Origin of the sequence: Paenibacillus massiliensis 2301065 = DSM 16942 (assembly GCF_000377505.1) — a bacterium.
Lineage (GTDB): Bacteria > Bacillota > Bacilli > Paenibacillales > Paenibacillaceae > Paenibacillus > Paenibacillus massiliensis.
The window spans coordinates 19,944-44,153 of sequence record NZ_KB898208.1 but is presented as its reverse complement, the minus strand read 5'-3'; the positions used below and the strand labels follow the sequence as shown (position 1 = coordinate 44,153).

Genomic DNA, 24,210 nt, shown 5'->3' with positions numbered 1-24,210 from the left:
GCATTTTCATTCACAAAAAAAGCCTTCGTTTCATTGTGAAACGAAGGCTTTCGTATTTCCTTGATTAAGTATAGATAGCAACCACAATCGATACGATCATGAACGCCGCACCCAGACCTGCAGTAGCACGCTGGAGCACCAGATCCATACCGCGAGCTTTGGTCTTACCGAACAGATGCTCAGCTCCACCAGAGATGGCACCGGACAAGCCTGCGCTCTTACCTTTTTGCAGCAATACTACGGTAACCACTGCCAGGGACAACACTACAAGCACAATCTTCAAGAACAATTCCATGTTAATCCACCTCCTATGAGACTGCATCTGATCTTCAAGAACCCAATACAGCAACATGTATGTCAAATGATGATTATCTGTAATTAGGGCCAAGCATAATGCTTAAAACACCAATTTCATTCTATCATACCCCACCGAGGTTGACAACCTGATTTGCTTGATTAGCTCAGTAACGTCATAAAAAATATGGTGGATTCTGGTGCTGCGAAGGCTAGCTGTGAATACAGCCTACATGCATGGACAGTATTCCCTATATATTGTCGATCTTGGCTGCCCATACCTAAGCTCGAACACGTTCAGGAGCTATACACTAGAACTCCCGCCATACATTAGCCAGAGGGTGCTCGCCAATATAAGCCCGATCCCCACCGATACTGTGAACCATGACAACCCACGGTACATGCCCTGCTTCCATGACTGTAATCCCTCATCCTGCAGAAGCCGATCATTCTCTCTTTGCAAGGATCTGGACGTTCGACGCACACCTTGTCCTAACATATGCAGCCCTTGTGAAAATGGAGCCAAAAATCCCGTGTTACGCACATAAGCGAATGCCCCCACGACGAGCGCCAGCAGCCCTAGAAGGAATATGCGATTGGCAGCCTCTGTCCCGCCCTGGAGCACAGGAACTGCATCCGCACCAGTCACGATGACTGGAATGTACCCACTACATATGAGCCAGCCTATCCCAGCCACCAGTCCAGTTATTGTGACTGTACGCAGCAGCATGCTTACTCTGCTACCCGCTTGGCGAAGCGAAGATCTGCATTAGAGCGCGCATCAAAGATGATGCCATCTACCTTAGGGCTGACGAGAGCTGTATCTGCAGAGAACAGCAGGTTCATAATCGGAAGCTCATCCAGCAGAATGCCCTCAGCCTCATGAAGCTGTGCGAACCGTTTTTGTGGGTCCTGCTCATATGTCGACTCCTGAATCAATTGATCGTAAGCCGCGTTGCTCCAGTTCGTGAAGTTGTTCGAGTTGTCTGATGTATAGTGTCCAAGTACGCCCAGTGGATCCAGATAGTTGCCGACCCAGCCCATCCGTGCGGCTTGGAAATTCTTTTGCTTGAACGTATCGATGTACGTGCCCCATTCCTGATTTTCCAGTTGCACCTGCACACCAAGGTTCTCCTTCAACATTTCCTGAACGGCTTCTGCCACTTTCTTATGCTTATCATTCGTATTGTACTTGAAGGTTACTGGTGGTAGCTCTGTAAGTCCTTCCTCCTGCAGGCCCTCTGTCAGCAATTTTTTGGCTTGTTCTACATTGTACTCATAGTACTTGACCGTTGCCTCCTCACGGAAATCCTTTCCGGACGGTGCTGTAGTTCCATAGGGCACATACCCATAGGCAGGTACTTCTCCTGCTTTGGTAACATTGTTAGCCAGCGCCTCCCGGTCAATGGCGTAGGAGAATGCTTGTCTGATCTTCTTGTTGTTGAATGGCTTCTCATTTACATTAAATGAGTACGTATAGACGCTGAATGAAGGGTGCGACAGATACTCTTGGTTGCTCTTCTCCTGATCAATCGTATCTACAGGCAGCGACAGAATGAGATCAAGGTCACCCGTCTTATACATCTGATAGTAAGTGGTGGAGTCCTGTACCATTTTGAAAGTAATTGTATCTAGCGTGATAAGGTCCTTACTCCAATATGAATCGTTCTTCCCGAGTACAATTTCCTCATTGTGCTTCCAGTCTTGAACTATGAATGGGCCATTGCCCACGAGTGTCTCAGCCTCTGCCGCCCATTTGTCATTTTGCTCGACAACAGCACGGTTCACAGGCAGATAAGCGCGTCCAACAGCAATCGTTGGGAAGAAGCTCAGCGGCGATTTCAGCTCTACCTTCAATGTTCGGTCATCAGTAGCCGTAATGCCTACGTCCTCGACTTTTCCTTTTCCAGTGTTATATTCCTCAGCGCCTTTGATGTAATAAAAAGAAGAAGGATCGTAAGCAGCCGTCTCCGGATTCAATACACGCTTCCAAGCATATTCAAAATCCTGAGCCGTAAGCGGATCGCCGTTGGACCATTGTGCACCATCGCGGATTGTGAACGTGTACGTCTTGCCATCCTCCGAAATGTCAACGTTGCTTGCAGCCGCCTCTACGACCTTACCCTCTTTGTCATAGCCGTATAACCCCTCATACAGATTGTCAATGATCCAGTAGGAGGTGGTATCCGAAGCAAAGGCTGGGTCCAGCGTATAAGGCTCGCCGCCTGCAAGATTGGTTGTTAGAACTTGGGGAACGCCCTCGGCAGATCCACCCTCTGTGCCCCCCGTTGAATCGGTCGAAGGGCTGCTGCTGTTAGAGCATCCCGCTACTGCAATAACGGCTACCAGCAATAGAACAATCCAGGATCTTGTGAATGATTTCATAAGACTCTACCTCCAAATATTATTATTTAATTGCGACCTCTCGGATCAAGCACATCCTGAAGCCCATCACCAAGTGCGTTGAATGCGAACATGGTTAGAGAGATCATGAAGCCAGGGAAGAATAATCGCCACCACTGCCCACTCAGAATTACGCCTAATGAATCGTTAGCCATCGTCCCCCAGCTCGCTGCTGGTGCCTGGATTCCCAGACCAAGAAAGCTCAGAAATGATTCGGAGAAAATGGCTGACGGAATGGTAAAGGTCAGATTCACGATGATAATTCCGGCCGCATTGGGCAAAAGATGCTTCAGAATGATTCTGGTGTGGGACATGCCCATCATACGAGCCGCCAGTACATATTCTCGTTGCTTGAGCTGCAGGATCTGACCTCTGACGACTCGTGCCATGCCGACCCAGCCTGTAATTGATAATGCGATAATCATCGTCCATATCCCAGGCTTCATGATGACCAATAGCAAAATAATGACTAGCAGGTAAGGAATGCTATACAGAATTTCGACAATTCGCATTAGTACGCCGTCCACCCTGTCACCCAGCTGACTTCTTCCTGCCATATAACCTGATATCCCCCCGACCACTATGCCTAGCACCAGATCAATCGCCGCTGCCGCAAAGCCGATGAACAGCGATATTCTGGCACCAGCCCAGGTACGAGCCCACACATCCCGGCCAAGGTCATCGGTACCGAACCAATGCTCTGCCGAAGGAGGCAGATTCGTCTGCGTCAAAGCCTGTGCGCTGGGGCTGTAAGGGGTCACATGAGGACCAAGCCAGGCCAAGATCAAGATCAGAATCAACAGTCCTCCGCCGAATACGGCGAGCTTGTTGCGAAGCAGTCGGAGGATCACCTCCCGCCAGGCTGGTACGGCAGGTTGTCGCTGAATGGTACTTTCCGGCTTTTCCTTGCCGACGAGCCTGAACGAGGACTCAGGATAGGTGCCCAGTTGCTCTGTAGATGCCTTCATGCTACTCTCCTTTGCTCACCAGTTGGATTCTTGGATCGACCACACGGTATAGAATGTCTATCAGAAATAAGGTGACGACAAGCACCGTGCTGTAAAAGATGGTCGTGCCCAAAATAACTGGATAATCACGGTTGAATATACTATCCACGAAATATTTGCCAATTCCCGGAATCGCAAATATTTTCTCGATCACAAAAGTCCCGGTAATTACAGAGGCAAATAGCGGACCCATGAAGGACAACACCGGTATAAGTGCATTTCGCAGACCATGCTTAATGACAACCTCCCATGTTGATAATCCCTTGGCCTTCGCTGTATGTATGTAGTCCTGACGCAATACATCTATTAGACTTGTTCGCACGAAGCGAGCAATAATAGCCAGTGGTGTCACAGATAGAGCTAGAGAGGGCAGCACTGTATGCTTCCAGCTCCCCCACGATGCTACTGGCAACAGCCGCCACTGCACAGCTGCATACTTGATAAGCAGCGGCGCCAAGATGAAGCTAGGGATCGAAATTCCGATGATTGCTACGATCATGGACAAATAATCAAGCGCCCGATTATGGTACAGCGCAGCCACACTGCCCAAGGTCACTCCCGCCAGAATTGCGAACAAGATCGCCTGCAGACCAATCCATGCCGAAGGGGGAAAACCCCGGCTAATTAGTGTATTTACATCCGTCGTCTTGGACTGAATGGATGGCCCCAGGTCGAACGTAAGCAAATTCTTCAAATACATCACATACTGCACAGGTAAGGGCTGATCCAGATGATAGCGGGCTCGCATATTTTCTACTACGGCCTCTGGCAATGTGTTCGAGTCTGATGCAAATGGATCACCAGGAATCATGTGCATGATCAGAAAGGTCAGCGTAACGACAATCCAGATTGTGATCAGCATGGTTAGCATTCGTTTGGCAATATACATCTTTCTGTTCTCCTGTCTGTTCATATTACTCTGTAAACTTATATGTAAAGTAAGATTAAGAGACACAAAAATTGGACTACTAGGCAGTCAAAACATAGCGCAGTAGTATGAATCCACAAATGGTAAAATATTATTCCTACAAATTTAATAGGAATAATATAGTATTTAACCAGTCATGTCAACTATTTTTCCAGTATGAGCCTTCCTGTAGCCTCGTTTAATAGCCAATTCACTAGTATTTTTCGCCTTTCTATTATGAAACTTTCCAACCATCTTTAGTTGAGAAGCGACTTCATAGACTGGTATAATAATACAATTCATTCTGTTTCAAAATTCCAAGCTACAACAAAGGAGACAATTACATGACAGTGCAACAGCAAGCAGCCAAGGAGTCCTTGATTGAATGGTTGTCACACGAGCAAGAGCTGGGGCATAAGCCCCGCAGGATTGAGCCAGCGGGAGAGTTCGAACTGCACGGCATGCGCTACTACATATTTAAGTACAAGAAGAATCTACTGGGTGGTTGGCTGATTGGGGTATGCGGCGGTTATGAGAGCCCCGAGGATACTCAGCACTGCGGTCACGTATTCAGTGAGATGCAGCCTTATAATCCATCTACAGCCGAGCAGGATGCCATCGCGATGGTGGAAATGATTCGTGAATACTGGATGCAACAAGCTGCAGCCTATGAAGCCACTGGAGAAGCTCCAGCGCAGGGAGGCTCATCGGATTCCGATAACTCCGATGACTCCGACGACTCTCCGGGGCTATTTACCGGATTCGTGTTACTGAATTCATCTGAGTTCAATGAAGAACAGATCAAAGCGAATCTGCTTCAAGACTGGAGCATCTCGGTTGATGCTGCCGTGGCGGAGGAAGACCATTCTCGTGAAGATCAGGACGGCCCGACTCCCCTGGTCTTTGAAGCAGAGGGCTGTATGATCGCTGTCAGCTTCGTGAATGCCCCTGTTCCTGATGATGAAGCAGTACACAATGCAGCCAGTAATTATCTCTGGCCCGAGGCAGAAGAGGTCACTCGCACCCATGTCGCTCAGATCATCATCGCTGTATTCAAGCGGGAGAGCTCTCTGCTAGATACCGCTGCCGTATACACCAAGCTGGCTTCCAGCTGTCTTAAGCTCCCTAATGCGATCGGGCTGTACTCCTCGGGGACGGTATTCCAGCCTTCGTTCTTTCAAGAGGTAACGGAGGACATGAAGGCCAATGAGCAATTCCCGTTGTTAAATCTGGTATACTTCGGGTTGGTGCGGACAGAGAACGGGGTGAGTGGCTATACGATTGGGCTGAACTCCTTTGGCAAGGATGAGATTGAAGTGCTCGAAAGCCCTGCTTCTCCTGCTGAGCTCCGCGATTTCCTGGCGGATATAGCCCGGTATATTATCAGTTATAATGTTACCTTGCGCGATGGAGAGACCATTGGTTTCACTGAGGAGCAAAAGCTGGCCATTCGTCGCTCGGCTGGCGTGAATATTCAGGGAGACACACTTAAGATTCAGTTCTAGTAGCTTATGTATCTGACATATACACTGAAATTATTAACAAACAACATTCAGGAGGTTAAGCTCCCATGCAGCCCCAGACCATTCAACTGGATGCCTTTCAGGTAGTTGGCTACCGATTGGAAGCCACTGTTCAGGAATTTGAAGCAGAGCTAGGCCAAGACACATATCATGCTCTGGTCAATCGTAAGCATGAGCTATCCTCCATAAATCAAGATGAGGTATTACTCATCCAGATATACCCTGAAGATGAGGAATTCGATCCCAAGAGCGACAGCTTCTCACATATCATCGGATATCGTACAGCTGGTGTAGTAGAGGCGCCGTCCGAACTGATTATTCAGCACATCGCTAAGAGCTCTTATGTCCAATATACGCATGTTGGCCCCGAGTCTGCATTAGATGAGACCTATGATTACCTCTATCGAGAGTGGATTCCGTTTCAAGGCTATGAGCTCCGGGACTACGATTTCGAGATATGGGGAGCTGCTTACCAGCCCGAAAGCGAAGCGAATAAGATTGAGCTGTACATTGCGATTAAGTAATACGGCTCAATGAGGGGAGGAGCGTCCATGCCTGTGCCTTATCAGGTTGGCATATTTTTATTCAACGAGGTGGAAGTGCTGGATTTCGCTGGGCCCTTTGAGGTGTTCTCGATCACTGAGACACAAACCTTCCACAAGAACGAAGCTGGGGCGGCCATGACAGCTAAGGCCTTCACCGTGCATACGGTATCAGCGGACGGAGCCATGATTACGGCACGCAATGGACTTCAGGTACAGCCGGGTCACAGCTTTCAGACCTTGCCTGTCGTTGATCTACTCATTGTCCCAGGCGGCTATGGGGCGGAGGAAATTGAAATACGCAAGCCAGAGGTACTGGAATGGCTGCGTGAACAGGCACAGAACAAGGTGCAGATTGCCTCTGTCTGTACAGGAGCTTTACTGCTTGCTGAGGCTGGGCTACTCGACGGTCGTTCAGCCACCACACATTGGATGGATCTGGAGAGACTTGCCCGAGACTATCCTGTCGTACAGGTCCAAAGTGGCGTCAAATACGTGGATGAGGACGATATAATTACCTCTGGAGGAATATCGGCAGGTATTCATATGTCCCTCCATCTCGTTAGTCGATATCTAGACGTAGAGACAGCCCTTCAAACAGCTAGACGTATGGAATACGAGTGGAAAGCTCCTGATTGACGAGGATGATACGTGCGAGCCTTACTCAGAATGAGCACATACAGATTAGTTATCTAGATGCCAGGTGACGACCCTTGGTTGTACACCTCAGCAAGTATGATACGTTTGCGAGCCATATGCAAAAGAAAAAGCGGACCCGTAGGTCCGCTTTTTGTCGTAGAATAAGCCCTCATACCGAAGCACCTTATTATATAAGGATACTACAGTACATCAGCACTCATTCATATGCTAAGCACACATTCCAAGTCTTCAGGTGAAGACGTCAGGAACCGTTACTTATTTTTTCAGGTTGTAGAAGGATTTCAGGCCGTTGTATTGTGCCAATTCACCCAGCTCGTCTTCGATGCGAAGCAGTTGGTTGTATTTTGCAATACGGTCTGTACGGGAAGGTGCACCCGTTTTGATTTGGCCAGCGTTAGTAGCAACCGCGATGTCAGCGATTGTGCTGTCTTCGGACTCACCGGAACGGTGGGAGATAACAGCTGTGTAACCAGCGCGTTTTGCCATTTCGATCGCATCGAAAGTCTCAGTCAGTGTACCAATTTGGTTCACTTTGATCAGGATAGAGTTACCGATGTTTTCTTCGATACCTTTGCCCAGACGCTCAGTGTTAGTAACGAACAGATCGTCACCCACCAGTTGGATTTTGTTGCCCAGTTTCTCAGTGAGCAATTTCCAACCTTCCCAGTCGTCTTCGGAGCAACCATCTTCAATGGTAACGATTGGGTATTTTTCCACCCAAGAAGCCAACAGGTCAACGAACTCAGCAGGCGTGAAGGATTTCCCTTCGCCTTCCAGTACGTATTTACCATCCTTGAAGAACTCAGTGGAAGCTACGTCCATACCCAGCAATACGTCTTCGCCTGGTTTGTAACCAGCTTTTTCGATAGCTTCGATGATAGAGGACAGAGCATCTTCGTTGGAAGTGAAGTTAGGAGCGAATCCACCTTCGTCACCAACTGCAGTGTTCAGGCCTTTGTTTTTCAGTACGGTTTTCAGGTTGTGGAAGATTTCAGCACCCATACGCAGTGCTTCCTTGAATGTTGGAGCGCCAACAGGCAGAACCATGAACTCTTGTACGTCAACGTTGTTGTCCGCATGAGCGCCACCGTTAACGATGTTCATCATTGGTACTGGCAATTGCTTCGCATTGAATCCACCCAGGTACTGGTACAGTGGCAGTGCCAGAGCTTCAGCAGCAGCACGAGCTACACCCATGGATACTGCGAGGATCGCATTAGCACCCAGTTTACCTTTGTTTGGAGTACCGTCCAGGCTGATCATCAGCTTGTCGATCTCAACTTGGTTCACAGCATCCAGACCGATAACTTCTGGTGCGATGATTTCATTTACGTTCTTAACAGCTTGCAGAACGCCTTTGCCAAGGTAACGATCTTTATCGTTGTCACGAAGTTCTACAGCTTCATGAGCACCAGTGGATGCACCGGAAGGTACGATCGCACGGCCAATTGCGCCGGACTCCAGATATACTTCAACTTCAACAGTCGGGTTACCACGGGAGTCAAGGACTTCGCGGGCGTATACATCAGTAATAATAGTCATTTGTACACAGTCTCCTTTAATTATGTTATGAGGGTCGCCTCTTCGCTCCCGCATTCAGCAGAGATTGAAGAAGCGTCAGTACCAATTTACTTACGGCTTGCAATCATGGACTGGCCTGTCATTTCGGCAGGCTTCGGCAGCCCCATCAGATCAAGCAACGTTGGTGCGACATCGGCCAAGATACCTTTGTCACGCAGTACCACATTCTCATCTGTAACGATGAATGGCACAGGGTTCGTGGTGTGTGCAGTGAATGGACGGCCTTGCTCGTCAATCTCCATATCTGCATTACCGTGGTCCGCAATGATGATCACGACGCCGCCTTTGGCTTTGACTGCATCAACCACACGACCTACACACTCATCCGTTACCTCTACCGCCTTGATTGTAGGCTCCATCATACCGGAGTGACCTACCATATCCGGGTTGGCAAAGTTCAAGATGATCGCGTCGTGTTTGTCCGCTTCGATCTCCTTCACACAGGCATCAGCTACCTCGTAGGCACTCATTTCTGGCTGCAGGTCATATGTAGCTACCTTAGGAGAGTTAATCAGGATACGTGTCTCGCCTGGAAGCTCCACATCACGCCCACCACTGAAGAAGAACGTTACGTGTGGATATTTCTCCGTCTCAGCGATGCGCAGCTGCTTCTTGTTGTTCTGCACAAGCACTTCACCGAAGGTATTATCCAGATTCTTAGGCTCGTAAGCCACGAAGCCGTTCACCGTCTCGCTGAACAGGGTCAGACATACGAAGTGCAGCGACTGCGGGAACTTCGGTCCACGGTCAAAGCCACGGAAATCGTTACTTGTGAACACTTGGGACAGCTGGATTGCACGGTCAGGACGGAAGTTCAAGAAGATGACCGAGTCATTCGTCTCTACCAGGCCTACTGGACTTCCATCTGCCTTGGTAATGACTGTCGGCTCTACGAATTCATCGAATACGGACTTCTCGTACGATTCCTTAAGTGCTTTCAGAGGATCGGTATATTTCGGTCCATCACCATACACAATGGCACGGTAGGACTTCTCTACACGCTCCCAGCGCTTATCACGGTCCATAGCATAATATCGGCCTTGGACCGTCGCAATTTTACCAATACCTACTTCTTCGATCTTCGCAATCAGCTTCTCCATGAAGCCAACGCCGCTATCCGGGCTGACATCACGACCATCCATGAAGGCATGGATGTAGACTTCTTGCAGCTCTTCCTTCTTGGCGAGGTCCAGCATCGCGAACAAATGCTCGATATGACTGTGTACGCCGCCGTCGGAGAGCAGACCATACAGATGAAGCTTGGTATTGTTCTGCTTCGCATGGCGAACCGCTTCCACCAATGTCGGGTTATCAAAGAATTCACCGTCACGAATGGATTTGGAGATTCGAGTCAAATCCTGATACACGATTCGGCCAGCACCGATATTCAGATGACCTACCTCAGAGTTACCCATCTGTCCTTCAGGCAAGCCTACAGCTTCACCAGAAGCCGTGAGCGTCGTGTTCGGATATTGAGTCAAGTATTTATCATAATTCGGCTTATTGGCTTGTGCGACAGCATTACCTTCAACCTTGTCACGCAGACCAAAGCCGTCCATGATAATGAGAGCAACCGGTTTGGGTGCAGTCATCTTACTTCGCCCCCTCAACAAGTGCAATGTAGGATGCAGGCTGAAGGCTTGCACCACCAACAAGAGCACCGTCGATGTCACTTTGTCCCATATACTCGGCTACATTCTCAGGCTTAACGCTACCGCCGTATTGAATACGAACAGCATCCGCCACTTGCTCACCGTACAGTCCTTTAACCAGACTACGAATATAAGCAATGACTTCGTTAGCATCCTGTGCAGTCGAAGATTTGCCAGTTCCAATCGCCCAGATTGGCTCATAAGCGATAACTACTTTAGCTGCTTGGTCTGCAGCCAGACCTGCAAATGCAGCTTCTGTCTGTACCTTGCAGACTTCCTTCGTCTGGTTAGCTTCACGCTCTTCCAGCTTCTCACCGACACATACGATCGGAGTCAAGCCATGACGGAAGGAAGCATGAACCTTCTTGTTCACCGTCTCATCAGTCTCAGCAAAGTACTGACGACGCTCGGAGTGGCCAATAATGACGTAATCTACGCCAAGATCCGCCAGCATACGTCCGCTGATCTCACCAGTGAACGCACCATCTTCTTCAAAGTGGACGTTTTGTGCTCCAACTTTAATGGCCGTTCCCTTAACCGCTTCTACCAACGCTGGCAGATTAGTGAAAGGTGCACAAATGACGCTCTCTACGCCTTCAACTTCAGCTTTGCCTTTGACTTCTTGAACGAAGTCCTTAGCCTCTGGAACAGTCTTGAACATCTTCCAGTTGCCTGCAATAATAGGTGTTCTCAATATGTTCAGCTCCCTTGCCTTATTACTTGTCGTTCAGTGCTACAACGCCAGGAAGTGCTTTACCCTCCATGAACTCAAGAGAAGCGCCGCCACCAGTGGAGATGTGATTCATCTTGTCAGCCAGATTGAATTTCTCTGCAGCTGCTGCGGAATCCCCGCCTCCAATAATAGTGTAACCTTCTGTGTTCGCGCAAGCTTCAGCCACTTCACGAGTACCACCAGCGAATGGCTCCATTTCGAAGACACCCATTGGTCCGTTCCATACAACCAGCTTGGAGTTCTTGATAACATCAGCATAGATCGCGCGAGTCTTCGGTCCGATGTCTACGCCTTCCCATTCAGCAGGAATACTGTCGATGTCTACGATTTGAGTGTTAGCATCCGCACTGAAATCATCAGACACTACGATGTCTACTGGCAGGTAGAATTTCTTACCAAGCTTCTCAGCCTTCTCGATGAAGCCCAGAACTACATCCAGCTTGGATTCATCCAGCAGGGATTTACCGATCTCGTGTCCTTGAGCCTTGAAGAACGTATAAGCCAGACCACCACCGATAATGATGTTGTCTGCCAGCTCAGTCAGATGGTTGATTACGTCAATTTTGTCCTTAACCTTAGATCCACCGATGATCGCAGTGAAAGGACGCTCAGGGTTAGACAGAGCCTTACCCAATACATCCAGTTCTCTCTCCATCAACAGGCCGGATACTGCTGGCAGGTGATGTGCGATCCCTTCTGTGGAAGCGTGAGCACGGTGTGCAGCTCCGAAGGCATCGTTCACGAATACATCCGCCAGTTCAGCAAATTGCTTAGCCAGCTCAGCATCGTTCTTCTCTTCACCAGGATAGAAGCGAACGTTCTCAAGCAGCAGTACATCGCCATTGTTCAGCTTGGCAACTTCAGCCTTCACGTTCTCGCCAATTGCCTCATCAACCTTCTGAACAGGCTTGTTCAGCAGCTCGGACAAGCGTGCAGCAACTGGAGTCAGACGCATTTCCTCAACAACTTGACCCTTTGGACGGCCAAAGTGGCTAGCGAGGATGATCTTAGCGCCTTGCTCAATCAAATAGTTGATTGTTGGCAGTGTCTCGCGGATTCGCTTGTCATCTGTAATTTTACCATTTTCTACAGGCACATTAAAATCTACACGGACAAATACCTTTTTCCCGTTCAACTCGATATCACGAACACTCTTTTTGTTCATCGTATGTTCCTCCATACCCTTAATATTTTAATGGGAATTCCCCAAGGAAGAGCATTCCACAGGAGTCACTTGTGAGTACAACTCTGTTGTCATCTGGCAACAAGTTCATAGATAAAGAGCGGAAACAATAACGACTGTTTCCGCTCTATAGTGTTACTCAGGTTCAGGGATTACTTAGCCAGTTTGGCGAAGTGCTCCAAAGTACGAACCAATTGAGCTGTGTAGGACATTTCGTTGTCGTACCAAGCTACAGTCTTAACCAGTTGCTTGTCGCCAACAGTCAGAACTTTAGTTTGAGTAGCGTCGAACAGGGAACCGAAAGTGATACCCTTGATATCGGAAGATACGATTTCATCTTCAGTGTAGCCATAAGTTTCTGGGTCGGATGCTTCTTTCATAGCTGCGTTGATTTCTTCTGCAGTTACTTTCTTGTCCAGTACAGTTACCAGCTCAGTCAGGGAACCAGTAGCTACTGGTACGCGTTGTGCAGCTCCATCCAATTTGCCTTGCAGCTCAGGAATAACCAGACCGATTGCTTTAGCAGCACCAGTTGTGTTAGGGATGATGTTCTCAGCAGCAGCGCGAGCACGACGGAAGTCGCCTTTAGCGTGTGGAGCATCCAATGTATTTTGGTCGCCAGTGTAAGCGTGAATAGTAGTCATCAGACCTTCTACGATGCCGAACTTGTCTTGCAGCGTCTTAGCCATAGGAGCCAAGCAGTTCGTTGTGCAAGAAGCACCGGAGATTACAGTTTCGGAACCATCAAGAATATCATGGTTTACGTTGTAAACGATCGTCTTCATGTCGCCAGTAGCTGGAGCGGAGATAACAACTTTCTTAGCTCCACCTTTAAGGTGCTTCTCAGCAGCCTCTTTAGTTGTGAAGAAGCCTGTGCACTCCAGAACGATATCAACGCCCAGGTCGCCCCATGGCAGCTCTTCAGGGTTGCGGTTAGCCAGAACCTTAACTTCCTTGCCGTTTACTTTGAAGAAGCCGTCATGTACTTCAACGTCGCCTTCGAAACGTCCTTGAGTAGTATCGTATTTGAGCAAGTGCGCCAGCATTTTAGCGTCTGTCAAATCGTTGATTGCAACAACTTCAATACCTTCTACGTTTTGAATACGACGGAAAGCCAAGCGTCCAATACGTCCAAAACCGTTAATACCTACTTTAACTGCCATGAGTAAGTTCCTCCCAAGTTTCGTTTTTATTTATTCAAGACAGAGCGGTTAAGCCCGTCAAGACAACAATATGAATGATTGCCTATGTTACTTAATACAGCAATCTAGCTGTTGCTCACAATAATGTTAGCTGCTGCTTCGTCCGTGACCAAAATATCCTCATGACCAAAACGAAGAACTGCCTGAATCGCCGTAGCCTTGCTAGAACCTCCAGCAATCGCCAGCACAATCTCAGTTCGCTTGATGTCCTCCAGTCGGAGCCCAAGCGTCAGCATCTTGTGAACGACAATACCATCCTCGTTAAAGTAATAGCCGAATGACTCTGCAACGGCCCCTTCAGCACGAATCTCATTAATGATTTCCTGCTCCAGCCTGCGCCGGCGGGCCATCTCATTGGCGTTCCCGATGCCATGAATGATAATTCGACTTTTACGGATAATACTGACAATCTCCTGAACGCTCTGATCCTGATGCAATGATTCATAAGCATGGTTACTGAGCAGATCAGGGACGTGAAGCAGTCGGTACTGGGCACCAACCTTGCGTGCCATAGTGGAAGCAATCGTGTTCGCTTGCATCTCCATGCTCTCGCCAAGTCCGCCGCGTGCGGGTACGAACCATCCACCGCGAATCGGGCCTGTGGGCGGTGTAGTCAACTGCTCGGCCACCTCGGCAATCGTAGTGCCACCAGTGACGGCAATGATATCCTCATCCCCCATAATCCCCAGAAGGGCTTTGGCGCCCGCTCTTCCCAGTTCTCTTCTCGCAAGAGGCGAGCTATCCGAGTCACCGGGTACAACGACAACCTTCCTCAGGTTGTACATCTGACGAATCTGTTCCTCGAGCAGGGACAATCCGAACAATTCCTTGGCAATCGGCTCAAGCCGCTCTAGCAGCTCGTATCCGGCCTCGCTCACTCTCATGCCTACATGATCAATCTCCAGAAGCCCTTGGGCCTTCAACAGATCGGTTTCAGCTCGCAGTACACGTTCTGTCATATGAAGGGATGACGCCAGCGTTCGGCGGCCAACCACCTCAGACAGCATGATCTGATGCAGGATGGTATATCTTTTTTTCAAAACTTCCGTGAGATCAGGCAGAAGCTGCTTCTGTATTTCTAATATATTTCGCATGCTTTCCACTCCTGCAGACTTCTATTCTGCTCTAACTCACAATCAGATGGTACAGTCCATCTCAAACCTAGCTGGTCTCAAAATGTCCCGGGTTAACTTTTTAAGTCCCACAGTTATTCTACCCAATATTTGCTTCAGAAGCAAGTGCCCCGAACCTATATTTCACTACCTTTTTGCCCTTTATACATAAGTAAGGAATCTTTACGTCAAAAAAACAGATTCAGGCTATAGATTTTGCAAAAGAATACATCTTCCGTTAGGTATTGGTCAGTTACGTTACCCTAGATGGTATGTTATATCGGTAAATATCCATAGACCACATAATAAGCGTGCGTTCTAATCAGATACTTGCTTTTTCATTCCACTTAGCATATAATCAACTTTGCTCGCCAATTAGTAAATTAACTAGTTAATTAGTTAGTTAGAGGTATAATTGATTGAGTACTACTTTAATAAATAGCATGCGCCCGTGGTCCAATGGATATGACGTAGGCCTCCGGAGCCTGAGATCAAGGTTCGATTCCTTGCGGGCGCGCCATATTTTCTAAGAACTTGTACATAAGCACTTATTATATTGTTAACCATTTAAGAGCGGATTCGCTCTTTTTTTGATTCTTTAGTTTGACTTTCTTTGACTTTTTGATTTAAATTGTTTATGATGTGGTTATTAAGGTAACAGTTTAATGGGAAGGGACTTTGGAAGAATATATTCTAAGACCTTTCGCAACACATAATCGAACTAATTTAAGGGAGGTTTTTACGTGAGTTACATTCCTATGGTCGTTGAACAAACCAATCGCGGCGAACGCGCCTATGACATCTATTCCAGATTGCTGAAGGATCGCATTATTTTCCTCGGTTCTGATGTAAATGATGTTGTTGCCAATTCCATTATCGCTCAAATGCTGTTTCTGACTGCGGAAGATCCGGAAAAAGACATCCACTTGTACATCAACAGTCCTGGCGGCTCGATCACAGCCGGCATGGCGATCTTCGATACTATGCATTTCATTAAGCCTGATGTATCTACCATCTGTGTAGGTATGGCTGCTTCGATGGGCGCATTCTTGCTGAATGCAGGGGCCAAAGGCAAGCGCTTCGCCCTTCCGAACAGTGAGATCATGATTCACCAGCCGCTGGGCGGAGCCCAAGGACAGGCGACAGACATCGAGATTCGTGCACGTCGCATCCTCAAGATGCGTGACAAGCTGAACAAGATTCTGGCTGAGCGCACAGGACAGCCGCTGGAACGGATTGAGAAGGACACCGACCGCGACTACTTCATGTCCGCTGAGGAAGCCAAGGAATATGGTCTGGTTGACCAAGTAATCTCCAGCACTCCACCACAAGGTGTCTAATACACTTTGTCTGGGTTATAGCGTGACCTAGTATTACGGAAATAGTTGACAGCAACAAATAAGCCGCCTCCGGTTATAACCGAAGGCGGCTTATTTAGCTTGTTCACGCTGTCCTGTAGGTAGCTCGTTACGTTTCCTTTGATGAAGTGTGCAAATTATTGGTTTGACTGTTTATTCAGGTCTTCTCATGAGTCGCTGTGAAAGTAGCTATTCTCAGGATATTCTTTAACGAGAGAAGGGGGCCTTCCCTTGTGGCAGCAATGAGCTATATGGGAATACGAACTCCGGAATCCCGGCAGCATAAGCCGTGTACTCATATTGCTGGAAGAAGATCACCACGCCTGCAGGAGACAGATAGAAATCCTGATCTTTGCTAATGCCCTTGAAGTCCCCAAGATAGCCACCGTGGTTCGTAACTTGTGGAGTCAGCTTGTCATTTAGTGCCTTCAGGTAATTTGAGTTCGCCCCCAATACGTCTTCCAGCTTCAGCAGCTGTCCATCCTTCAAAGAGAAGGTATAGCCTTTACGGACAGTCATCCCGTGTGCTCCGCCAAGGTATCCATACTCATCCACAACCAGGCTGACGACATCAGCTTGAAGATCCGTCACCAGATAGTTATTCTCAAATTGAAATGGACGGTCTGCCGTCGGGCCGCCAGTCTCTACAGATTCCTTGGAAGCAGCCGCCAGCTCTTCCGCACGCTTCTTCAGGATCTCGTTGATCTTTGCTATTCCAGGATAGTCGCCTTCTAATTTCAAGGTGTGAATATCATATTCGACCGTTGATTCTTCCTTCTGCAGCACAGGCTCCGTTGACCATTTTAGAGGCTCATTCTGCCCCGCACTCATCCGAACCTGCTTACTCACACCGTCCCACGCTGCCTGGATGCCCAGATAATTCTTCACCACACCAATCGGTATATAGAGCTTACCGTTCTTCTTAGTTCCTTCCATACCCTTCGTATAGACCTGGTTCACATTCAAGAACAGCTCTTCAGCGCTCCCGTCATAAATACGAACCTTGTTCTGTCCGCCATTAATTGTATAGGTCAAGCTCTCGGCATCATAAGAGACACCCAGCTTCAGATCATCACGCAATGCGGATACAGGAATCATAGTCTTGCCTTGAATCAATAAGCCCTTATCCTTAAGCTCCTGTCCCTCCCAGAACAGCTTCACTTGCTGATTCTGAGCTTCTTGTACGGTCGATGAGGCCCAGGTAGACGATATCGGCAGCATTGCCCCTGTAACTACTGCTGTAGCCAGCAGCAGGTGCCCTATAGGCTTAGTGTAGTATCTCATAACATCCGTCTCTCCTTTATCAACATTTATGTACCTCTTCAAAAAGCTATTCTACGCTGACCCATGTTGAATTGGGTAACAACCCCGGTTACAAGATTGTTAGAATCTTATGCCAGCCTTTAGACGGGTCAAAAATCAAACAGAGGCTGCCACTCTCTTATGCAAGTCAGTGACAGCCTCCGCTTGGATTACACCTGGATAGCTAATGTTATTTATTTCATTTCATATTGTGCGCTAAGCTGCGTACTGATCTTCACTTCACCTGGTTCGAAAGATGTGGAGTCCGCAGTGCCGCCTGCTCTGGATTCCATCAATTCATTTTTGAGGTACACGAAAGGTACTTGAGCCTGCTCCAAATTCACATTCAACAGGGTACCAAGCTGGCGATTGGCAGCCTTGGCTACTGCGCCAGCTTTCATTTGGGCGTTAGCCAGCGCCTTCGCGATCACTTGCTCCTCATACGGCTGTGTATCCTCTACCGAGAATTGGATGTTGTCCACGCTGTTCGCTCCAGCATTGGTTGCCGCATCCAGCAGCTCCCCCACCTTGCTCAGATCGCGGTATTTCACGCTCAACGTGTGAGTAGCAACGTAGCCAATGAGCTGTTGGCCTTCTTTTTCAGTATAGTTATAGTTAGGTTGCACATAGAATTGGTTGGTCTGGATATCCTTGTCTGCAATGCCCCATGTCTGCTTGAGCAGTGTGTTCAGCTTGGTCATTCTTTCTGCGTTCAACTTCTGAGCCTCAGCGGCTGTCTTCCCTTCAGTCCGTACACCGATGTAGAGAGTAGCCATATCCGGCTTGATGGAGATCTCTCCAGACCCATTAACACTGATTACATTACGAATTACATCTGATGCTGTAGCTGCATACGCCCGGCCGCTATCCTGTCCTCCCAGTCCTACGGTACCAAAACCGCCTAAAAATACGCTACCTGCCAGCAAGGCTGCTCCTGCTGCTCTTGTCCATGTTTTCATTTACATGCTCCTCCTTTGATATGGCCCTGCTTATGTTGAAGTTGGATAATTTTAACCTCTAGACGGAATTACGCAAAAAAGGTTGCACTACATAAACCCAGAGTACAAAAAAAGATCAGCGGAATCTCTCCCTGATCATGTGTATAGCTTCTCCACCCTATGTATAACACTCCAAAATTCAAAAAAATAATTCAATAAATACATCCCAACTCTAATTACGGATTACTATTCTGACTATATACAAAAAGCCCCTCTTCAGGGGCTGCACACCGACAGAGCGCCGATTATTGATTTTCGAGTTCTTCCTTGCTTACCAAGCTTACTAAAGCGTTTACAGCCTGTTCAGCGTCCGCACCCTCAGCACTAATGTAGATTTCTGTCCCGGAGCTGATTGCCAGGCTCATAATTCCCATGATGCTCTTGGCATTTACTTTCTTGTCGTCCTTCTCTACAAAGACCTCAGAAGAATATTTATTGGCTTCCTGTACGAATAATGCAGCTGGTCTGGCATGCAGTCCTGTTTTCAAACGTACAACTACCGGATGTTTAGACATGTTCAACAACTCCCCCTTTTTTAGAGTGCAATCTATCAACACAAATGAAACATAAATACACCATTTTATTTATCACATTATACCATTAACCGGGGCCATTAACTAGAAAAAAAACAGCAACCGTCCAGTCGAGATGCCAGATGCAGCAGTTGGAAGTCCGTCAGGACAGTTCTGCACGTACTTTCTCCGCCATTTCATCAATCTTGCGGAGACGATGATTGACGCCCGATTTACTCACTGTACCTTTCAACAGCTCGCCGACTTCCTTCAGATTCATATCCGGGTGAGCCAACCGAACCTCCGCTACCTCACGCAGCTTATCAGGCAAAGACTCCAGCCCGACTTCCTTCTGCAGCAACTTGATGTTCTCAATCTGCCGCACAGCGGCACCGATCGTCTTGTTCAAATTCGCCGTCTCACAATTCACAATCCGATTCACCGAGTTACGCATATCACGCATAATACGTACGTCCTCGAACTTGAACAAGGCCTGATGCGCTCCAATAATGCTTAATAGCTCAATAATCTTCTCGCCTTCCTTGATGTAGAGAATAAAGCCCTTCTTGCGCTCAATACAACGTGCGTTCAGATGAAATTCATTCGCAAGCTCTACGAGTGCCTGGCAATGCTCCTCATACATCGATGCGATCTCCAGATGATAGGATGAGCCCTCGGGATTGTTCACGGAGCCTCCAGCCATGAAGGCTCCGCGCAGATAAGCCCGCTTACAACAGTTTTTCCGAATGATCTCCTTATTAATCCCTTCGGTAAATACAAATCCCTCAGACACAATATGAAGATCTTTCAGAATTTCCTGTACCCTGCTCGGTATACGGACAATATATACATTATTTTTCTTAAGCCGCATCTTTTTACGAACCAACAGTTCAGTATGCACTTGAAAATGCTTCTTGATGAAGGAATAGATCCGTCGTGCAATCGCGGCATTCTCCGTTGATATATCCAGAACGACTTTTTTGTTCGTAAGCTGGACTGAGCCAAGCATCTGAATCAGGGCTGACAATTCTGCTTTCTCACAGCAATCCTGAGCTTCAATCAGGGTCAGCTCTTTTTTGGTCTGGGCCGCAAATGACAATGGATTTCACCTCCTTCTGAACATCCAATTCTGTACCAGCTGATAAATGTGCTGGCTCAACTTGTCAGCATCATGGCGCAGGTACGTTCGAAATAGCACCAGTGTATCCGCCACCACTTTATATCCTCGCTCTGACACCGGTCCGAGATCAAGCTGTACGGGTCTTGCTCCTTGCTCGGCATACTTCTCCTGCACCTGAGGCGGAATCTCCCCATTATTCACAATAACATAGTCAAATAATTGATGTCCTACATGATCCACAATTGCTTGAAGATGATCACCGACACTGTAGTTATCCGTCTCTCCAGGCTGTGTCATCACATTACAGACAAAAATCTTGACCGCATCAGACGACACCACAGCCTCAGCCAGCTTGGGAACCAGTAAATTAGGCAAAATACTAGTATACAGACTTCCCGGACCGATGAGTATCGCATCAGCCTTCTGGATCGCTTCCACAGCCTCAGGCAACGGCTCCACGTGATCCGGCTCAAGGTAGACTCGCTTGATCCGCATGCCCGCCTCCGGGATCTTGGACTCGCCTGTGACGATGGAGCCATCCTCCATCTCGGCATGAAGAATGACGCCCTCACCCGCAGCAGGAAGCACGCGCCCACGAACGGCAAATACCCTGCAAAGCTCTCGCACGGCTGTAACAAAATCACCATCAGAAATGTCGGTCATGGCAGCCAAAATCAGATTACCCAGACTATGTCCTGCAAGCCCTGAGCCGGAGGCAAAGCGATACTTGAGCAGATCCGCCATCAGTGGCTCTACGTCTGCCAATGCAGTCAACACATTTCGTATATCCCCCGGCGGTGGCATCTGTAGCTCATTTCGTAAAATCCCTGAGCTACCGCCATCGTCAGCTACAGTGACAATGGCTGTAATATCCAGCGGCTTCTGCTTAAGACCTCTTAGCATGACTGACAGGCCCGTACCCCCGCCCATGACGACAATACGTGGACGCTCCAGCTGTTGTCCCGCTGTTTTCATAAACTCACCTCTATCTTAATGCCGATCCCGATCGGCATCCCTGTGACTGACCGAGACAACCTCTGTTTCGCTTGCACCGAGCATTTTGCCCAGATACTCTGATATCGCTACCGAGCGGTGCTTACCACCAGTACAGCCTATTCCAATAATGACCTGGCTCTTTCCTTCCTTCCGATATTGTGGAATAAGGAAATGCAGCATATCCAATAGCTTGGTCAGGAATGACTGGGTCTCTGGCCACTTCATAACATAATCATATACGTCGCTATCTTGTCCCGTGCGTGGTCGCAGCTGCTCCACATAATGCGGATTAGGCAGGAACCGAACATCAAATACCAAATCTGCATCAATCGGAATTCCATACTTGAAGCCGAACGATGTGATGTTGACCGAGAACTGACTGCCCTCCAGATGTGAGAAACGCGCAATAATGCGTTCCTTCAGAACAGCTGGCTTCAGCGAGCTGGTGTCAATCACCTGTGTAGCCGAATACTTCAGCTCTTCCAGCATCTTGCGCTCCAGACGAATGCCATCAAGTGGCATTCCTTCCGGAGCAAGCGGATGACGACGACGACTCTCCTTGTAACGCTGTACAAGGACGGCATCACTGGCATCCAAGAATAGAATTTCACAATGTATGGTGAAATGATCCTTAACGTAATTCAGCGATTCAGAGAGCGCCGTGAAAAACTCCCGGCCCCGCAAGTCAATAACCAGGGCAACCTTGGCAATCTTGCCTTTCGATTGTTCAATCAATTCGGCAAATTTGGGAATCAGCACGGGCGGAAGATTATCTACACAGAAGAATCCCAGGTCCTCCAGGCTTTGGACGGCAATCGTCTTCCCTGCACCCGACATCCCTGTAATGATGATTAGTGTTGCGGTCGCGGTTGCTATTGAGCTGTTTTCCGACATGCGGCTCCCCTCTTTCCCCATACGCTTGAATGAATTATAGCTATCTAATCAGGAACGCAACAGCAGACCTGCTGCCCCTACAACCCCAGCGTCATTGCCGAGAATAGCGGGCACAACGGTGAGTCCCTGATACAACGGTCCCGGCGTCAGCTGACGAACAACCTCACGTAGCTCATCGAACAGGATATCCCCTGCCTTGGAGACGCCCCCACCGACGATGAACATCTGCGGATTCAGCACGGCCGCCGTAGTAGCCATGGCCTTTCCTAGATAAAAGGCTGCGCGGCGAACGATGCGAACCGCTGTCTCATCACCCTGCTTTGCGGCATCGAAGACATCCTTAGCCATGATATGCTCTACCTGAGCCAGCGCAGTAAGCTCTCCCCGTTCCACGGCATCCTTCGCCATACGGATAATCCCTGTTGCCGAGGATACGGTCTCCAGGCAGCCCATCTTTCCGCAGCCACACTGAATGGCTTCCAGATCAGGAACAACTGCGATATGACCGACTTCACCAGCCATACCGGAGAAGCCTTGATAGATCTTGCCGCCTATGATGATACCACCACCTACGCCCGTTCCCAGCGTAAAGCATACACAATTGGCAACTCCTTTGCCTGCTCCAGCCCATGCCTCACCCAGTGCCGCTACATTGGCATCATTCTCTATCTTCACTGGCTTACCAATCCGCTTCTCCAGCAGAGCACGAATTGGCACGTCCTTAAAGCCTACGTTGGGAGCCAGTACAACAACTCCATCCTCGGAGTTCAGGAATCCAGCAATGCCCGCTCCTACCCCTTGCAGCTGATCCCAGCTGTAGGGAGAATCCTCGACAATCTGTCTGACGTACTGCTCGATATTGGATAGGATTTTCTCCACACCTTCACCGGTTCCTGTCGGTCCCTCATAGGTCTGCAGAAGCTGTCCCTCGCTGTTACAGATACCAACCTTTATTGCTGTACCACCCAAGTCAACACCAACGTAGATACCCTCGGACATATTAAGCCACCTTCTTCTATAACTTTAGTAAGAGACTAAAATTCAAATTATCGCGCTTACAGCAAGGGGTTTCCCGCCTTGGTCTTACCTACGTATCCAACTATAAGCGAACCTATTCATCCGGTCAAGCAGACGAGAAAGGATACCTTCCCGGGCCGAAAATTGCAACACCCACACATGCATGTTGCCAGCAAGGTGGGTGTGGGGAATACAAATAAACGGTGTAAGACCAAATTCCTGGTCTGATCTCTGCTCCTTGTTATTGATCCAGTGTCTCGCTCCAATCATGCACCATGCTGCCCTCAAGGTACTTCTCGGCATCCATAGCCGCCATACAACCGGAGCCAGCTGCTGTGATGGCTTGACGATATCGGGTATCCTGCACGTCTCCACATGCAAAGACGCCTGGTATGTTCGTCTCGGTCGTTCCAGGTCTTACTTCGATATAGCCATGGCTATCTGTCGTCACCTGTCCTGCGAGGAAGCCTGTATTCGGTGTATGACCAATGGCTACGAATACACCGTCCGCTTCAATGAACTCCTCTTGACCAGTCTCATTGTTCAGCACCTTCAAGCCCTTCACGCCAGTAGCCTCAGCCACGACCTCCAGCGGAGTACGGTTCAAGGACCAGAGGACCTTCTCATTATCACGGGCACGATCCTGCATGATCTTGGATGCACGCAATTCCTCTCTGCGGTGAACCAGGGTAACGCTGGACGCGAATCTCGTCAGGAAGCTTGCTTCCTCCATCGCCGAGTCGCCTCCACCAATCACAACGATTTTTTTGTTACGGAAGAAGAAGCCGTCGCAAGTAGCACACGTACTTACTCCCCGGCCCACATTATCCTGTTCGCCTGGAATGCCCAGATATCTGGCTGATGCCCCCGTAGCAATAATGAGAGATTCCGTCTCAATGACGCCCACTCCCTCTACTTTGACTTTGAAAGGACGCTTGGACAGATCCACCTCTTCCACCCAGCCGGATTTGAACTCGGCTCCAAAGCGTTCGGCCTGCTTGCGCATGTTATCCATTAATTCAGGCCCCATAATGCCATCAGGAAAGCCTGGGAAATTCTCTACTTCGGTAGTTGTCGTAAGCTGTCCGCCTGGTTGCATGCCTTCAATGACAAGTGGATTCATATTGGCTCTTGCCAGGTAGATCGCTGCGGTATAGCCTGCAGGACCTGTGCCGATAATAAGGGATTTGTACATGGAAATGACCTCCTTCAAA

The 24,210-nt window shown here is 48.6% G+C and carries 23 protein-coding genes and 1 tRNA gene; 5 read left to right on the top strand and 19 right to left on the bottom strand.

Going from position 1 to position 24,210, the window contains the following annotated elements:
* Positions 1-64: 64 nt before the first annotated feature.
* From secG to D328_RS0127040, 5 genes are all read right to left on the bottom strand, one after another.
* Positions 65-295: a preprotein translocase subunit SecG gene (gene secG, locus D328_RS0127060; protein WP_018888173.1), complete on the bottom strand. Its 231-nt coding sequence runs from the start codon at positions 293-295 to the stop codon at positions 65-67.
* Positions 296-598: 303 nt separating this feature from the next.
* Positions 599-1,024, bottom strand: a complete 426-nt coding sequence (locus tag D328_RS0127055) for a DUF3899 domain-containing protein (RefSeq protein ID WP_018888172.1) — start codon at positions 1,022-1,024, stop codon at positions 599-601.
* Between the two features lie 2 nt (positions 1,025-1,026).
* Complete coding sequence (locus D328_RS0127050) at positions 1,027-2,679, bottom strand: peptide ABC transporter substrate-binding protein (RefSeq protein WP_018888171.1); 1,653 nt, start codon at positions 2,677-2,679, stop codon at positions 1,027-1,029.
* 26 nt (positions 2,680-2,705) lie between these two features.
* Entirely contained in the window at positions 2,706-3,665 is a 960-nt protein-coding gene (locus D328_RS0127045; RefSeq protein WP_018888170.1) for an ABC transporter permease, read from the bottom strand.
* A 1-nt stretch (position 3,666) separates the two neighbouring features.
* The gene (locus D328_RS0127040) at positions 3,667-4,593 is read right to left on the bottom strand and encodes an ABC transporter permease (RefSeq protein WP_018888169.1); all 927 of its coding nucleotides are present in this window, start codon (positions 4,591-4,593) and stop codon (positions 3,667-3,669) included.
* A 362-nt stretch (positions 4,594-4,955) separates the two neighbouring features.
* Here D328_RS0127040 and D328_RS0127035 point away from each other — a divergent pair, with 362 nt between their 5' ends.
* The 3 genes from D328_RS0127035 (at position 4,956) to D328_RS0127025 (ending at position 7,315) form a co-directional block, all read left to right on the top strand.
* Entirely contained in the window at positions 4,956-6,116 is a 1,161-nt protein-coding gene (locus D328_RS0127035) for a DUF4261 domain-containing protein (protein WP_018888168.1), read from the top strand.
* 65 nt (positions 6,117-6,181) lie between these two features.
* Positions 6,182-6,658 carry a GyrI-like domain-containing protein gene (locus tag D328_RS0127030; RefSeq protein ID WP_018888167.1) on the top strand — a complete coding sequence of 159 codons (477 nt, stop codon included), beginning with the start codon at positions 6,182-6,184 and terminating at the stop codon, positions 6,656-6,658.
* Between the two features lie 27 nt (positions 6,659-6,685).
* Positions 6,686-7,315, top strand: a complete 630-nt coding sequence (locus tag D328_RS0127025) for a DJ-1/PfpI family protein (RefSeq protein WP_018888166.1) — start codon at positions 6,686-6,688, stop codon at positions 7,313-7,315.
* A gap of 276 nt (positions 7,316-7,591) precedes the next feature.
* Here the strand turns inward: D328_RS0127025 and eno are convergent, their stop codons facing one another.
* The 6 genes from eno to D328_RS0126995 all read right to left on the bottom strand — a co-directional run bounded on the left by eno (position 7,592) and on the right by D328_RS0126995 (position 14,781).
* Complete coding sequence (gene eno, locus D328_RS0127020) at positions 7,592-8,878, bottom strand: phosphopyruvate hydratase (RefSeq protein ID WP_018888165.1); 1,287 nt, start codon at positions 8,876-8,878, stop codon at positions 7,592-7,594.
* 86 nt (positions 8,879-8,964) lie between these two features.
* Entirely contained in the window at positions 8,965-10,509 is a 1,545-nt protein-coding gene (gene gpmI, locus D328_RS0127015; protein WP_018888164.1) for a 2,3-bisphosphoglycerate-independent phosphoglycerate mutase, read from the bottom strand.
* Between the two features lies 1 nt (position 10,510).
* Positions 10,511-11,263 (bottom strand): triose-phosphate isomerase, encoded by a 753-nt coding sequence (gene tpiA, locus D328_RS0127010; RefSeq protein ID WP_018888163.1) that lies wholly within the window; start codon positions 11,261-11,263, stop codon positions 10,511-10,513.
* A 22-nt stretch (positions 11,264-11,285) separates the two neighbouring features.
* Complete coding sequence (locus tag D328_RS0127005) at positions 11,286-12,467, bottom strand: phosphoglycerate kinase (protein WP_018888162.1); 1,182 nt, start codon at positions 12,465-12,467, stop codon at positions 11,286-11,288.
* 170 nt (positions 12,468-12,637) lie between these two features.
* Complete coding sequence (gene gap, locus D328_RS0127000; RefSeq protein ID WP_018888161.1) at positions 12,638-13,648, bottom strand: type I glyceraldehyde-3-phosphate dehydrogenase; 1,011 nt, start codon at positions 13,646-13,648, stop codon at positions 12,638-12,640.
* A 104-nt stretch (positions 13,649-13,752) separates the two neighbouring features.
* Complete coding sequence (locus D328_RS0126995; protein WP_018888160.1) at positions 13,753-14,781, bottom strand: sugar-binding transcriptional regulator; 1,029 nt, start codon at positions 14,779-14,781, stop codon at positions 13,753-13,755.
* A 463-nt stretch (positions 14,782-15,244) separates the two neighbouring features.
* Here D328_RS0126995 and D328_RS0126990 point away from each other — a divergent pair.
* Positions 15,245-15,319 (top strand) — tRNA-Arg (locus D328_RS0126990).
* A 223-nt stretch (positions 15,320-15,542) separates the two neighbouring features.
* On the top strand, positions 15,543-16,139 hold the full coding sequence (clpP, locus tag D328_RS0126985) for an ATP-dependent Clp endopeptidase proteolytic subunit ClpP (RefSeq protein WP_018888159.1): 597 nt from the start codon (positions 15,543-15,545) through the stop codon (positions 16,137-16,139).
* A gap of 225 nt (positions 16,140-16,364) precedes the next feature.
* On the opposite strand, the gene D328_RS0126980 is transcribed toward clpP, so the two are convergent.
* The 8 genes from D328_RS0126980 to trxB form a co-directional block, all read right to left on the bottom strand.
* Entirely contained in the window at positions 16,365-17,441 is a 1,077-nt protein-coding gene (locus D328_RS0126980; RefSeq protein WP_018888158.1) for a DUF3298 domain-containing protein, read from the bottom strand.
* A gap of 212 nt (positions 17,442-17,653) precedes the next feature.
* A complete protein-coding gene (locus D328_RS0126975; RefSeq protein ID WP_018888157.1) occupies positions 17,654-18,418 on the bottom strand; it encodes an SIMPL domain-containing protein in 765 nt (254 codons plus the stop codon).
* A 284-nt stretch (positions 18,419-18,702) separates the two neighbouring features.
* A complete protein-coding gene (locus tag D328_RS0126970) occupies positions 18,703-18,972 on the bottom strand; it encodes an HPr family phosphocarrier protein (RefSeq protein WP_018888156.1) in 270 nt (89 codons plus the stop codon).
* A gap of 160 nt (positions 18,973-19,132) precedes the next feature.
* The gene (whiA, locus tag D328_RS0126965) at positions 19,133-20,068 is read right to left on the bottom strand and encodes a DNA-binding protein WhiA (protein ID WP_018888155.1); all 936 of its coding nucleotides are present in this window, start codon (positions 20,066-20,068) and stop codon (positions 19,133-19,135) included.
* 6 nt (positions 20,069-20,074) lie between these two features.
* A complete protein-coding gene (locus D328_RS0126960) occupies positions 20,075-21,064 on the bottom strand; it encodes a gluconeogenesis factor YvcK family protein (protein ID WP_018888154.1) in 990 nt (329 codons plus the stop codon).
* A 15-nt stretch (positions 21,065-21,079) separates the two neighbouring features.
* Entirely contained in the window at positions 21,080-21,979 is a 900-nt protein-coding gene (gene rapZ, locus D328_RS0126955) for an RNase adapter RapZ (RefSeq protein ID WP_018888153.1), read from the bottom strand.
* A gap of 48 nt (positions 21,980-22,027) precedes the next feature.
* Positions 22,028-22,978 carry an ROK family glucokinase gene (locus D328_RS0126950; RefSeq protein ID WP_018888152.1) on the bottom strand — a complete coding sequence of 317 codons (951 nt, stop codon included), beginning with the start codon at positions 22,976-22,978 and terminating at the stop codon, positions 22,028-22,030.
* A 259-nt stretch (positions 22,979-23,237) separates the two neighbouring features.
* Entirely contained in the window at positions 23,238-24,191 is a 954-nt protein-coding gene (gene trxB / locus D328_RS0126945) for a thioredoxin-disulfide reductase (RefSeq protein WP_018888151.1), read from the bottom strand.
* Positions 24,192-24,210 lie beyond the last annotated feature (19 nt).